This is a genomic window from Hydrogenophaga sp. SL48, from assembly GCF_021729865.1.
In the GTDB taxonomy this organism is placed as follows: Bacteria; Pseudomonadota; Gammaproteobacteria; order Burkholderiales; family Burkholderiaceae_C; genus Hydrogenophaga.
This window is the reverse complement of record NZ_CP063400.1, coordinates 4,382,472-4,395,641: the sequence shown is the minus strand read 5'-3', so window position 1 is coordinate 4,395,641 and position 13,170 is coordinate 4,382,472. Positions and strand designations below refer to the sequence as shown.

The 13,170-nt window shown below is 68.0% G+C and carries 10 protein-coding genes; all 10 read left to right on the top strand.

The window, feature by feature from the left end; all coding sequences use genetic code 11:
- Nucleotides 1–85: 85 nt before the first annotated feature.
- The 10 genes from IM738_RS20755 (at nucleotide 86) to IM738_RS20705 (ending at nucleotide 13,138) form a co-directional block, all read left to right on the top strand.
- Complete coding sequence (locus IM738_RS20755) at nucleotides 86–1,843, top strand: methyl-accepting chemotaxis protein (RefSeq protein WP_236962925.1); 1,758 nt, start codon at nucleotides 86–88, stop codon at nucleotides 1,841–1,843.
- 28 nt (nucleotides 1,844–1,871) lie between these two features.
- Nucleotides 1,872–2,405, top strand: a complete 534-nt coding sequence (locus IM738_RS20750; RefSeq protein ID WP_236962924.1) for a chemotaxis protein CheW — start codon at nucleotides 1,872–1,874, stop codon at nucleotides 2,403–2,405.
- 44 nt (nucleotides 2,406–2,449) lie between these two features.
- Nucleotides 2,450–2,602: a hypothetical protein gene (locus IM738_RS20745; RefSeq protein WP_236962923.1), complete on the top strand. Its 153-nt coding sequence runs from the start codon at nucleotides 2,450–2,452 to the stop codon at nucleotides 2,600–2,602.
- A gap of 251 nt (nucleotides 2,603–2,853) precedes the next feature.
- Entirely contained in the window at nucleotides 2,854–3,384 is a 531-nt protein-coding gene (locus IM738_RS20740; RefSeq protein WP_236962922.1) for a chemotaxis protein CheW, read from the top strand.
- 48 nt (nucleotides 3,385–3,432) lie between these two features.
- A complete protein-coding gene (locus IM738_RS20735) occupies nucleotides 3,433–5,214 on the top strand; it encodes a methyl-accepting chemotaxis protein (RefSeq protein ID WP_236962921.1) in 1,782 nt (593 codons plus the stop codon).
- Nucleotides 5,215–5,278: 64 nt separating this feature from the next.
- The gene (locus IM738_RS25955) at nucleotides 5,279–6,715 is read left to right on the top strand and encodes a methyl-accepting chemotaxis protein (protein WP_272907699.1); all 1,437 of its coding nucleotides are present in this window, start codon (nucleotides 5,279–5,281) and stop codon (nucleotides 6,713–6,715) included.
- A 49-nt stretch (nucleotides 6,716–6,764) separates the two neighbouring features.
- Nucleotides 6,765–8,345, top strand: coding sequence for a methyl-accepting chemotaxis protein (locus tag IM738_RS20725; RefSeq protein ID WP_236962920.1), 1,581 nt, complete (start codon nucleotides 6,765–6,767; stop codon nucleotides 8,343–8,345).
- The gene (locus tag IM738_RS25950) at nucleotides 8,342–9,910 is read left to right on the top strand and encodes a methyl-accepting chemotaxis protein (protein ID WP_272907698.1); all 1,569 of its coding nucleotides are present in this window, start codon (nucleotides 8,342–8,344) and stop codon (nucleotides 9,908–9,910) included. The genes IM738_RS20725 and IM738_RS25950 overlap by 4 nt, the downstream gene beginning before the upstream one ends.
- Nucleotides 9,911–9,942: 32 nt before the next feature.
- Nucleotides 9,943–11,520 carry a methyl-accepting chemotaxis protein gene (locus IM738_RS20710; RefSeq protein ID WP_236962919.1) on the top strand — a complete coding sequence of 526 codons (1,578 nt, stop codon included), beginning with the start codon at nucleotides 9,943–9,945 and terminating at the stop codon, nucleotides 11,518–11,520.
- 124 nt (nucleotides 11,521–11,644) lie between these two features.
- The gene (locus IM738_RS20705; protein ID WP_236962918.1) at nucleotides 11,645–13,138 is read left to right on the top strand and encodes a M20 family metallopeptidase; all 1,494 of its coding nucleotides are present in this window, start codon (nucleotides 11,645–11,647) and stop codon (nucleotides 13,136–13,138) included.
- The last annotated feature ends 32 nt before the right edge of the window (nucleotides 13,139–13,170 follow it).

The following is a 13,170-nucleotide window of genomic DNA, read 5'->3' as shown; positions in this document are numbered from 1 at the left end:
GGGTTCAGGCCGCCACAGTTTCCTCCATGTGCCGCGTCCGTGGCCAGGAAAGCAGATGGCGCGCGGTCACTTTGAGGCTTGAACAATGAAATCTGGTTTTTCCTTTGGCATCGCGGCGCGACTGTATGCGCTGAGCGCGGCCGTGTCCCTGGCGCTGGCCGGGCTGGCGTGGTACGCGTACACCGGGCTGCACGAGGCCGCTGATCTCGCGGCCCACACGGAGAGCGACCGTGTGCCACAGTTGCTGGCCATGTCCGACCTCGAGCTGAACGTGACCCAGGTGTCGCTGCAGATCCGGCACGCCATCCTGGCGCGCACGCCCGAGGAGCAGCAGGCGACGCTGGACTACATCGCGGCCAAGCGCAAGAGCATGGACGAGACCCTGGGGGCATTCGAAAAGCGCCTCTTTTCGGCCGAGGGCAAGGCCCATTTCACCAAGCTGCCCCCCGCCATCGCCGACTTCTGGAAGGCGGGTGAAGCCAACCTGGCGCTGATCAAGGAAGGCAGAAAGGAAGAAGCCTTCGCCTACCTGGTCGACACCACCATTCCCGTGCGCAACCGCCTGCTGGAGGAGCTCGCGACGGGAGAAGGCATCCAGGGCGAAGGCCTGACGAAGGACATCAGCGAGATCGAACGCGATGTGTTGAACACGTCCAATCTGATCGTGGGTGCGGCCCTGGCGATCGCTGTCGCCTTGCTGGCTTTTTCGACCTACGTGGCCCAGGTGCTGCGCCGCCGCGTGGAGGTGTCGCGCCGGGTGGCCGAACGGGTGCGTGACGGTGACCTGACCGTGACCGTTCCCCAGGGTGCCCAGGATGAGTTCAGCCCCCTGCTCCAGGCCATGGGTGACATGCAGGCCGCGCTCACCCGGGTGGTCTCGGACGTGCGCCTGGGCGCCGACAGCGTGGCCACAGCCAGCGCCGAAATCGCCCAGGGCAACGCCGACCTGTCCGGCCGCACCGAACAGCAGGCCTCTGCGCTGGAGCAGACCTCGGCTTCGATGGAGCAGCTCGGTTCGACGGCGCGCCAGAACGCCGACAACGCCCGCCAGGCCAACCAGCTCGCGGCCAGTGCCAGCGGCGTGGCGGTGCAAGGCGGCGAGGTCGTGAACCAGGTCGTGCAGACCATGAAGGACATCAACGACAGCAGCAAGAAGATCAGCGACATCATCGGTGTGATCGACGGCATTGCCTTCCAGACCAACATCCTCGCCCTCAACGCGGCCGTGGAAGCCGCCCGTGCGGGCGAGCAGGGGCGGGGGTTTGCAGTGGTGGCGGCCGAGGTGCGAAACCTCGCGCAACGCAGTGCCGAAGCGGCGAAAGAGATCAAGGGCCTGATCAATGCGAGCGTGGAACGCGTGGAGCAAGGCACCGTGCTGGTGGACCAGGCGGGCAGCACCATGCAGGAAATCGTGTTGTCCATCCAGCGCGTGACCGACATCGTGGGCGAGATCAGCAGCGCCAGCAGCGAGCAGAACGCCGGTGTGGGCCAGGTCAGTGAGGCGGTGACGCAGATGGACCAGGCCACCCAGCAGAACGCGGCCCTGGTCGAAGAAAGTGCCGCCGCCGCGGGCAGCCTGCAGCAACAGGCCGAGCAACTGGTGCAGGCGGTGAGCGTGTTCAAACTCGCCGGAGCGGGAGGCCTGATGGCCAGAAACACGCCAGCCACCGCCGCGCGCGTGCAGCCTCCCCGGGCCACGCCCGTGAAGCTGGTCGCCAAGCCCACCGCCCCTGCCCAGCGGCCGGCGGTCACCCCCAAAGCCACCCCCAAAGCCATCGCCCCGCCCCCCGTGGCAGCGCCCGCCCGCACTGGCGGCGCGAGCGACGACTGGGAAAGTTTCTGAACCTCTCCGAACTGAAAGACCGATCATCATGGACACGACCCTCCCCACCGGCCAGCCGGACCACCCGAACAGCGCGCGTGCGGTGGCCAGCCAGAAGGCCGCCGCCGCCGAGTTCCTGACCTTCCGCCTGGGGGCGGAGGAATACGGCATCGACATCCTGCGCGTGCAGGAGATCCGCTCGTACGAAGAGCCCACCCGCATCGCCAACGCGCCAACGTTCATCAAGGGCGTGGTGAACCTGCGCGGGGTGATCGTGCCGGTGGTGGACCTGCGCATCAAGCTCAACTGCGAGAAGGTGGAATACAACGGCTTCACCGTGGTGATCGTGCTCAACGTGCACGGTCGCGTGGTGGGTGCGGTGGTGGACTCGGTGTCGGACGTGCTGGAGCTCAGCAGTGAGCTGATCAAGCCGGCGCCGGAGATGAACAGCACGGTGGACACGGGCTTCATCACGGGCATCGCCAGCGTGGGCGAACGCATGCTGATCCTGATGGACATCGAAGCGCTCATGAGCAGCGCCGACATGGGCCTCATGGACCACAGCGCCCAGCGCCTGCAGTGAAACCGGGCCCGGGTACCGCCGTCCTTTCGCCTGACCGATTCAGCATGGGATTTGCGAACCCTCTGTCCATCGACCCACGCCTGAGTGCCGGTTTCGGCTGGCGGGTGTCATGCCCGGGCAGCCTGCGCGCCCCGGCCGGGCCGCGGCTGCAGGCGGTGATGGTGTTCTCCCTCGTCGGCGACGGGGGGGCCGGCTGAGGGGCTGAGCGCCCACCCCCTGCATTCCGAGCGGGCGCCCTGGTGGCGCCCGTTGGCATTCCTGGGGGGCTCCGTCGGTCGGCGCCAAGCCCCCGCTGAAGCGGGCCGGGCTTCAGTCCGTGTACTTCCGTATGCAGACCGACCCCAAGCGGCGGGTTTGCACGGGCTTTGTCGCTCTTTTCCCGACTTCAGCCAGCGCCGGTCCGGTCGATAGTCCTTAAACCTTCTCTGTCTTTCAAGGACCGACCACCATGGACATGCATCTTCCCACCGGCCAGCCGGACCACCCGAACAGCGCGCGTGCGGTGGCCAGCCAGAAGGCCGCCGCCGCCGAGTTCCTGACCTTCCGCCTGGGGGCGGAGGAATACGGCATCGACATCCTGCGCGTGCAGGAGATCCGCTCGTACGAAGAGCCCACCCGCATCGCCAACGCGCCAACGTTCATCAAGGGCGTGGTGAACCTGCGCGGGGTGATCGTGCCGGTGGTGGATTTGCGCATCAAGCTCAACTGCGAGAAGGTGGAATACAACGGCTTCACCGTGGTGATCGTGCTCAACGTGCACGGTCGCGTGGTGGGTGCGGTGGTGGACTCGGTGTCGGACGTGCTGGAGCTCAGCAGTGAGCTGATCAAGCCGGCGCCGGAGATGAACAGCACGGTGGACACGGGCTTCATCACGGGCATCGCCAGCGTGGGCGAACGCATGTTGATCCTGATGGACATCGAAGCGCTCATGAGCAGCGCCGACATGGGCCTCATGGACACCACGAATTCCCTCCAGTGAACGCCGCAGCGCTCACCTGCTTTCATTTCCTCTTTTTAGATTGACATCATGATGTTCGCAAAACTCAAGATCGGACACCGGTTGACACTGGGCTTTGCCAGCGTGCTGGTGCTGCTGGTGGCCATTGCCGCCCTCGCTTGGAGCAGCCTGCAGAGCGCCCAGCTGGCCACGGAAGAGGTGGTCGAGATGGATCACCGCGCGGCCTTGACCGACGAGTGGCTGGCCAGCACCCGCCTGAACATCAACCGCGTGCTGGGCCTCGCGAAATCGGGGGCCAACCCCGAGGTCGACGCCTACTTCAAGCCGCTGATCGCCCAGACCACCGAGCGCATCAACGAGCTGCAGAAGACGCTGGACGCCGAAATCACCAGCGACCAGGGCAAGGCCCTGCTGAAAGAGATCGCCGAGCGCCGGACCGAGTACATCGCCGTGCGCAAGACCTACTTCGATGCGCTCAAGAGCGGTGAAATCGACGCCGCCGCCCAGCAACTGGACTCGGCGCTGTTGCCCGCCGCCAACCGCTACACCGACGCGATGGGGAAGCTGCAGGCCTACGAACGTGAACTGGTCGGTGCCGCGGTCGAAGCGGCCAAGCAGACGGCCAGCCGCCAGGAGATGTTGATCTTGGGCCTGGCGGCGCTGGCGATGTTGCTGGCCTGCCTGGTGGCCTGGCGCATCACGGCCTCGGTGACGGGGCCGCTGAACGAGGCCGTGGTCATCGCGACCGCGGTGGCTGCGGGGGATCTGAACGGACAGGTGCACACGAACCGCCACGACGAGCTGGGCGATCTGCTGCGCTCCCTGGGCACGATGAAAGACGCCCTGCTCAAGACCGTGGTGCAGGTGCGCCAGGCGACCGACAGCATCGGCACGGCCAGCGCGGAGATCGCCTCGGGCAACCAGGACCTGTCCAGCCGCACCGAGCAGGCCGCGAGCAGCCTGGAGCAGACGGCGGCCAGCATGGAAGAACTCACCGCCACCGTGCGCCAGAGCGCCGACGCCGCACGCCAGGCCAACCAGCTCGCGGCCAGCGCGTCGGAGATCGCCGTGCGAGGCGGCCAGGTGGTGGGCCAGGTGGTCACCACGATGGAAGAGATCAACCACAGCAGCAAGAAGATCAGCGACATCATCGGCGTGATCGACGGCATCGCGTTCCAGACCAACATCCTGGCGCTGAACGCCGCAGTGGAAGCGGCGCGTGCCGGTGAACAGGGCCGGGGCTTTGCGGTGGTGGCGGCCGAGGTGCGCAACCTGGCGCAGCGCAGCGCCGAGGCCGCGAAAGAGATCAAGGGCCTGATCGGCGCGAGCGTGGACAAGGTCGATGCCGGCACGCGCCTGGTGGCCGACGCGGGCCAGACCATGAGCGAGATCGTGGGTTCGGTACAGCGGGTGAGCGACATCATTGGCGAGATCACGGCGGCGTCGGGCGAACAGAGCGACGGCATCGGTCAGGTCAACGTGGCGGTCACGCAGCTGGACCAGATGACCCAGCAGAACGCGGCGCTGGTCGAAGAGAGCGCCGCCGCCGCCGAAAGCCTCAGGGAGCAGGCCGGCAAGCTCGCGCAGGTGGTGCAGATCTTCCGCATCGACGGGGCGCAGGCCCACGTCACGCCAGTGGTGATGGCCGCAAGGCCGGCGGTCGGCAAGCCCGCCAGGACCCAGCCCGTGGGCCTCAAGCCCGTGGCACCGAAGGCGTTGGCATTGACCTCCTCGGTGGACGCGCTGAAGCGACCCACGGCCGCAGCACCTGCCGTGCGCCCGGCCCAGGCTGCCCAAGCGGCCCGACCGGCCGCTGGCGCAGGCGCAGAAGGCGACTGGGAGAGTTTCTGACGCCCCACCACCACCGCAGACCAACCCGGTGGTGGCCTGCCTCGCTTCTGACCTAGGGATCGCCATGAGCCGTCATTCTTCTTCCTCCGCCCGCGTGGGCAGCAACCCCCAGGCCCTGCTGGGTGACAAGGTGTTGCTGGCCGCCGTCGGGCTGAGCGCGGCCGCCGCCGTGCTCATCGGCTACCTGTACTTCGAGCTGGCGCTGGCCGTGGTCGGCGCGCTGGTGCTGACCGGCATCGCGACCACCGCCTACCTGGGCGCCCGTGGCACGCTGGCCTCGCGCATGACGCTGGCTTTCTCGCTGGTGGCCCTGGTGGCCCTCCAGATCCAGCTCGCTCACGGCGAGCTGGAGTACCACTTTGGCGTCTTCGTCACGCTGGCGCTGCTGCTCGTCTACCTCGACTGGCGCCCCATCGTGTTCGCCGCTGGCCTGTTCGCGGTGCACCATGTGCTGTTCGATCGCCTGCAGGCGGCGGGCTTCGGTTTCTACTGCACCACCGAGGCCAACTTCTGGCGGGTCGCGCTGCACGCGGTGTACGTGGTGATCCAGACCGCGCTTGAAGTGGTTCTGGCCGTGGGCATGGGCCGCACCGCCCGCGAAGGCGAGGAACTCGCGAAGATCGTCGCCGCCGTGGACCAGCCCGACGGCATCGTGCTGGACATGCGAGAATTCAAGGTCGAGACGCCGCGGGCGCAGGCGCTCAATGCCACGCTGCAGCGCATGCAGGCGGTGGTGGCGTCGGTGCAGAGCTCGGCCGCCCAGGTGGCGTCCGCGAGCCGCGAAATCGCTTCCGGCAACCACGACCTGAGCGTGCGCACCGAGCAGGCCGCCAGCAACCTGCAGCAAACCGCGGCCAGCGTGGACGGCATCAACAACACCATGCGCCAGAGCGCCGAGGCCGCACGCCAGGCGAGCCAGATGGCCCAGGCCAACGCCGAGGTGGCCGCGCGCGGCGGTCAGGTGGTGGGCCAGGTGGTGGCCACCATGGAAGAGATCAACCACAGCAGCCAGAAGATCAGCGACATCATCGGCGTGATCGACGGCATCGCGTTCCAGACCAACATCCTGGCGCTGAACGCCGCAGTGGAAGCGGCGCGTGCCGGTGAACAGGGCCGGGGCTTTGCGGTGGTGGCGGCCGAGGTGCGCAACCTGGCGCAGCGCAGCGCCGAGGCCGCGAAAGAGATCAAGGGCCTGATCGGCACCAGCGTGGACAAGGTCGAAGCCGGCACGCGGCTGGTGGCCGAAGCGGGCAGCACCATCGGCGAGGTGGTGAGCAACGCCCAGCGGGTCGCCGACATCATTGCCGAGATCACCTCGGCCAGCGGTGAGCAGTCGGGGGGCATCGGCCAGGTCCATGCGGGCGTGAGCCACCTCGACCAGATGACCCAGCAGAACGCGGCGCTGGTGGAAGAAAGTGCCGCCGCCGCCCAGAGCCTGATGGACCAGGCACAGCGCCTCATGCAGGCGGTCCAGGTGTTCAGACCCGCACGCGCCTCGTGAGCGGCCGAACGCATCGTTTCCTCTTCAACTTCCCATTCGGATTCCACCCATGTCGCTCCAGCCCCTCATGCGTCAGTTTTCCATTCGCGTTCGAATGATCGGTGCGATCGCTGTCGTGCTGGCCTTGCTGCTCCTGGTGGGCAGTGCCGGGCTGTGGGGCATGCAGCGCTTGCATGCGCTCAGCGAGCACTTCGTCGGCCACGCCTACCAGGAAACCATCGATCTCTCCCGCCTGCGCCTGGCGCTGGCCGATCTGCGTCGGCACGAGAAAGACATGGTGATCCAGTACGAATCGCCCGAACAACTCTCGCTCGCCCACATGCAGTGGGAAAAATCGCGCACCGAAATCGGCCAGTACATCACCGCCATGCGCCAGGGGGAAGATGACGAAGACAACGTGATCCTGCGCGATGTCGAGAGCAAGCTCAAAGACTATTCTGCGGCGGTGGAGCCGGTGGTGAGCAACATCAAAAACGGCGGTTACGACAGCGCCACCGTGGCCAACCGCATGCTGGCCCGCGCGCACGAGCGCTTCGATCTGTTGCAGGGTGACATCAAGAAAATCGAGGCCATCGTGGCCGCCGAAGCGACCTCGCTGCTGGCCGAGGAAAAGGCCGCCAGCGACCAGACCAAGATGTGGTTCGCCCTCGCGCTCGCCGTGGCGGCGCTCGTGGTGGTGCCCACCACCCTGGCCAACATGCAGAGCATCTGCCAGCCGCTGAGCGAAGCCCAGCGACTGGCCACGGCCATCACCGAAGGCGACCTGACGCAGCGCATCCACGTGCGCGGAAAAGACGAATTGACCCGCCTCACCCAGGCCCTGGCCGGCATGCAGGACAGCCTCGCCCGCATCGTCGGCGAGGTGCGCAACACCTCCGACAGCATCAGCACCGCGAGCGCGGAGATCGCGTCGGGCAACCAGGACCTGTCCAACCGCACCGAGCAGACCGCGGGCAACCTGCAGCAGACCGCGAGCAGCATCGAGCAGATCAACAGCACCGTGCGCCAGAGCGCCGACGCCGCCAGCCAGGCCAGCCAGATGGCGGCGATCAACGCCCAGGTGGCTGAACGCGGCGGCCGCGTGGTCGGCCAGGTGGTGGCCACCATGGACGAGATCAACCACAGCAGCAAGAAGATCAGCGACATCATCGGTGTGATCGACGGCATCGCGTTCCAGACCAACATCCTCGCGCTCAACGCCGCCGTCGAAGCGGCCCGCGCGGGCGAACAGGGCCGGGGCTTTGCGGTGGTGGCCGGCGAGGTGCGCAGCCTCGCCCAGCGCAGCGCCGAAGCGGCCAAGGAAATCAAGGGCCTGATCGGCGCCAGCGTGGACCGGGTCGATGCCGGCAGCCGGCTGGTGGCCGATGCGGGCAGCACCATCGGCGAGATCGTGGCCAACGCCGAGAAGATGGCGGCCTTCATCAGCGACATCACCACCGCCGCGAACGAACAGTCGCAAGGCATCGGCCAGGTCAACACGGCGGTCGGCGTGCTCGACCAGATGACCCAGCAGAACGCCGCGCTGGTCGAAGAAAGCGCGGCAGCGGCCCAGAGCCTGAAGGAACAGGCCATCCAGCTCGCCAGCGTGGTCGCCACGTTCCGCCTGTCACCCGTGAGGAACCCCGCATGAACCCGCTCATCCACGCCATGCGCCGTTTTCGCATCCGCACCCGCCTGGTCGGCATGCTGGTGCTCATGGTGACCCTGGTGTGCCTCGTGGCCGCGACGGGCGTGCTGTCGATGTGGCAGCAGAGCGAGCGCACCGACCAGTTCATCACCCGGTCATTGCAGCGGGCGCACGCGCTGAGCAGCGTCAACCGCCAGGTCGGGGATGTCAACCGGGCGGAAAAGGACATGATCATTTACTACGACGACCGCATCACGCTCAACCAGCACCGCGACCGCTGGACCGCGGCGGTGGCGGCGGCGCAGAAGCAGCTGGAAGCGATGCGCACCGACGCGAACGACCGGGAAGCGCCGCTGATCGACGAGGCCCTGAAGCGGCTGACGGCCTACGCCCAGTCGACCCAGCAGATCGTGCTGCAGGTGGAAGACGGTGCCTACGACAACAGCCACACGGCCGACAAGATGCTGGGCAACGCCAAGGCGCACATGCTGGCGCTCGACGCCACACTGCTCAAGACCGCCGAGGTGCTCGACGCGGACGCCGCCGAGGCGCGCACCGCACGCGAGCACGGTGCGACCCAGGCCACCCTGCTCAACCTGGGCGTGCTCGCCGGGGTGGGCCTGCTGCTGGTGCCTTTCACCTGGCTCAACCTGCGCAGCATCTGCAACCCCCTGGACCGTGCGCGCGAACTGGCCTCGGCCATCGCCGCGGGGGACCTGACGCGCCGCATCGAGATCGATGGGCGCGACGAGACCGCGTCGATGATGGAGGCCCTGCGCGCGATGCAGTCGTCGCTGCAGGCCACCGTGGGCCAGGTGCGCAGCGCCACCGACAGCATCCACACCGCGTCGGCGGAGATCGCCTCGGGCAACCAGGACCTGAGCGCGCGCACCGAGCAGGCCGCGAGCAACCTGCAGCAGACCGCCGCCAGCATGGAGCAGCTCAACAGCACCATGCGCCAGAGCGCGGACGCCGCGCGCCAGGCTAGCGAGATGGCGGTGGCCAACGCCGAGGTCGCCGCGCGCGGTGGCCAGGTGGTGGGCCAGGTGGTGGCCACCATGGACCAGATCAACCACAGCAGCCGGAAGATCAACGACATCATCGGCGTGATCGACGGCATCGCGTTCCAGACCAACATCCTGGCGCTCAACGCGGCCGTCGAAGCGGCCCGCGCGGGCGAGCAGGGCCGGGGCTTTGCGGTGGTCGCGGCCGAGGTGCGCAACCTCGCGCAGCGCAGCGCCGAGGCCGCGAAAGAAATCAAGGGCCTGATCGGCGCCAGCGTGCACACGGTGGAAGCCGGCACCCGCCTGGTGGCCGAAGCGGGCCAGACCATCGGCGAAGTGGTGGCCAACGCACAGCGTGTGGCCCACATCATTGGCGAGATCACCGCCGCCAGCGGCGAGCAGAGCAGCGGCATCGGCCAGGTCAACACCGCCGTGAACCACCTCGACCAGATGACTCAACAGAACGCCGCGCTGGTCGAAGAGAGCGCGGCCGCGGCCGCGAGCCTCCAGGACCAGGCCTCCCGCCTGTCTCAGGTGGTGCAGGTGTTCCGCTTGCAAGCCTGACCCGTTTTTTCAACCATCAATCGAGTCTCATCATGTTGGACAACCTGAGTTTTCGCCAGAAGATCACCACGCTGGTGCTCTTTGCGGTCTTCGGCATCGCCGTCATCGCCACCCTGTCGGTGTTCCAGTCGCGCAGGCAGATCACCGAAGGCCTGCAAGGCCAGCTGGTCACCGGCGTGCAGTCGGCGCACACCATCGTGGAGGGCTTTCGTGCCCAGGCGGCCGCCGGCAAGATGACCGAGGCCGAGGCCCAGCGCGCCGCCCAGGACGCCTTGCGCATGTCGCGATACGGTGCCGAGGGCAAGGACTACTACTACATCTGGTCGATGGCGGGTGCTGGTGTGATGCACCCACTCAAGCCCGAATGGGCCGGTCAGGACATGATTGGCAAGGTCAAGGACGGCAACGGCGTGGACATCATCGAGGCCTTGATCAAGGGCCTTCGCAACAGCGGCAACGGACGCGCCTTTGTGCAGACCAACTTTCCGCGCCCCGGCAGCACCGCGCCGGTTCCCAAGCTGCAGTACGTGATCCAGGTCGACGGCTGGAACTGGATGGTCGGTTCCGGCCTGTACACGGACGACCTCGACGCGCAGGTGCGCCAGGCGCTCCTCACCAACCTCGGGGTCGGGCTGGCGGCGCTGCTGGTCATTGGCGGCATTGGCTGGGCGACCCTGCGCAGCGTGACGCGCCAGATCGGTGGTGATCCGGTCGAGGCGGTGGCGGTGATGAAGGACGTGGCGAACGGCAATCTGGCCGTGGAATTGCGCCACGCGCCCGCCGGCAGCCTGCTCGCGGCGCTGGGGGAGATGGTGTCGTCGCTGCGCCAGACGGTGGGCCAGGTGCGCCACGCCACCGACAGCATCACCACCGCGTCGGTGGAGATCGCCAGTGGCAACCAGGACCTCTCGGCCCGCACCGAACAGACCGCGTCGAGCCTGCAGGAGACGGCGGCCAGCATGGAAGAGCTCACCAGCACCGTGCGCCACAGCGCCGACGCCGCCCGCACCGCCAACCAGCTGGCCGAATCGGCCGCCAGCATCGCGCGTCGCGGGGGCACCATGGTGGCCGAGGTGGTCACGACCATGGACCAGATCAACCAGAGCAGCCAGAAGATCAGCGAGATCATCGGCGTGATCGACGGCATCGCCTTCCAGACCAACATCCTGGCGCTGAACGCCGCGGTGGAAGCGGCGCGTGCCGGTGAACAGGGCCGGGGCTTCGCGGTGGTGGCGGCCGAGGTGCGCAACCTGGCGCAGCGCAGCGCCGAAGCGGCGAAGGAAATCAAGACCCTGATCGGCACCAGCGTGGACAAGGTCGATGCCGGCACGCGCTTGGTGGCCGACGCCGGATCGACCATGGACGAGATCGTGGCCAGCGTGCAGCGGGTGACCGACATCATGGGCGAGATCAGTTCGGCCACGGCCGAGCAGAGCCAGGGCATCGCGCAGGTCAACGTGGCCGTGACGCAGCTCGACCAGATGACCCAGCAGAACGCCGCGCTGGTGGAGCAGAGCGCCGCGGCCGCGGAAAGCCTGAAAGACCAGGCGACCAGCCTGGCGCATGTGGTGCGCGTGTTCCGGCTCGAAGGCACGACGGCTCAGGGCTGAGCGCCCAAGCACCGGCGGCGAGGCGGCCCCGCGCGGCGGATGGCCCTTTGGCACCGTCGTGGTGGCGGTGCCTGCCTATACTTGTTGATCGCGGGCCGCCGGGCCCGGTCCGGAGATCAACGCCATGAACGCCCGCCTGCCCCATCCGCTGGACCCGTCGGCCTTGCAGGCCCATGTTGACTCCGCCTGGGCGCAGCGCATCGTGCCCGAGCTGGTGCGCTACATCGAGGTGCCGGCCAAGTCGCCCATGTTCGATCCCGACTGGGCCGCCCACGGCCTGCTGGAGCGCGTGCTGCAGAGCGCGGCCGACTGGGTGCGTGCGCAGCCCGTCGAGGGCCTCACGCTGGAGATCGTGCGCCTGAACGACGCGAACGGCGTGCCCCGCACGCCGGTGCTGTTCTTCGAGGTGCCGGCCAGCGCGGGCAAAGACGGCACGCCGGCGCCGGCCTCGGGCCAGACCGTGCTGATGTACGGCCACCTCGACAAACAACCCGAATTCACCGGCTGGCGCAGCGACCTCGGCCCCTGGACGCCCAAGATCGACGACGGCAAGCTGTACGGCCGCGGGGGCGCCGACGACGGCTACGCGGTCTACGCCAGCATCGCGGCCATCCAGGCGCTGAAGGCCCAGGGCGTGGCGCACCCGCGCATCGTCGGCCTGATCGAGACCTGCGAAGAAAGCGGCTCGGCCGACCTGCTGCCCTACGTGGACGCGCTGCGCCCCCGGCTGGGCGACGTGGGCCTGGTGATCTGCCTCGACAGCGGCGCCGGCAACTACGACCAGCTCTGGCTCACCACCAGCCTGCGCGGCATGGCCAGCGGTGTGCTCAAGGTCGAGGTCCTCACCGAGGGCATCCATTCGGGCGACGCCTCGGGCCTGGTGCCGTCGAGCTTTCGCATCATGCGGCAGGTGCTCGACCGGCTCGAAGACAGCGCCACCGGCCGCCTGCTGCCCGCCAGTTTCCATTGCGAGGTGCCGGCCGAACGGCTGGCGCAGGCGCGGGCCACGGCCGCCGTCCTGGGCGAGGAGCTCTACAAACGTTTCCCCTGGGCGCACCACGACTGCGGGGGCTCCACCGTGTTCGCGCTGCCCACCACCACCGACCCGGTGGAGGCCCTGCTCAACCGCACCTGGCGGCCCACGCTCAGCGTCACCGGGGCCGACGGTTTCCCCGAGATCGGCAGCGCCGGCAACGTGCTGCGCCCCTACACCGCCTTCAAGCTCAGTCTGCGCCTGCCGCCGCTGGTGGACGCCGCGCAGGCCGTGGACCAGCTCAAGACCCTGCTGGAAGACAACGCGCCCTACCAGGCCAGGGTCACCTTCGAAGGCAAGAGCTCCGCCACCGGCTGGAACGCCCCCGCCACCACGCCGTGGTTCGAGGACGCGCTGCAAAGCGCCTCACAGGCCCACTTCGGCGCCGCTTGCGGCACCATCGGCCAGGGCGGCACCATCCCGCTCATGAACATGCTCAGCCAGGGCTTCCCGAGCGCGCAGATGATGGTCTGTGGCGTGCTCGGCCCCAAGAGCAACGCACACGGCCCGAACGAGTTCCTGCACCTGGACTACGCACGCCGCCTCACCGCGTCGGTGGCGCAGGTGATGGCGCGGATGCCTTGACCTCGCACTGTTCCTGAAACGCTGGCCGTCAC

Bases quoted from the DNA above. Each gene is read 5' to 3' on its own strand.
- IM738_RS20755 (WP_236962925.1), top strand. From the start codon at position 86: ATGAAATCTGGTTTTTCCTTTGGCATCGCGGCGCGACTGTATGCGCTG.
- IM738_RS20750 (WP_236962924.1), top strand. From the start codon at position 1,872: ATGGACACGACCCTCCCCACCGGCCAGCCGGACCACCCGAACAGCGCG.
- IM738_RS20745 (WP_236962923.1), top strand. From the start codon at position 2,450: ATGGGATTTGCGAACCCTCTGTCCATCGACCCACGCCTGAGTGCCGGT.
- IM738_RS20740 (WP_236962922.1), top strand. From the start codon at position 2,854: ATGGACATGCATCTTCCCACCGGCCAGCCGGACCACCCGAACAGCGCG.
- IM738_RS20735 (WP_236962921.1), top strand. From the start codon at position 3,433: ATGATGTTCGCAAAACTCAAGATCGGACACCGGTTGACACTGGGCTTT.
- IM738_RS25955 (WP_272907699.1), top strand. From the start codon at position 5,279: ATGAGCCGTCATTCTTCTTCCTCCGCCCGCGTGGGCAGCAACCCCCAG.
- IM738_RS20725 (WP_236962920.1), top strand. From the start codon at position 6,765: ATGTCGCTCCAGCCCCTCATGCGTCAGTTTTCCATTCGCGTTCGAATG.
- IM738_RS25950 (WP_272907698.1), top strand. From the start codon at position 8,342: ATGAACCCGCTCATCCACGCCATGCGCCGTTTTCGCATCCGCACCCGC.
- IM738_RS20710 (WP_236962919.1), top strand. From the start codon at position 9,943: ATGTTGGACAACCTGAGTTTTCGCCAGAAGATCACCACGCTGGTGCTC.
- IM738_RS20705 (WP_236962918.1), top strand. From the start codon at position 11,645: ATGAACGCCCGCCTGCCCCATCCGCTGGACCCGTCGGCCTTGCAGGCC.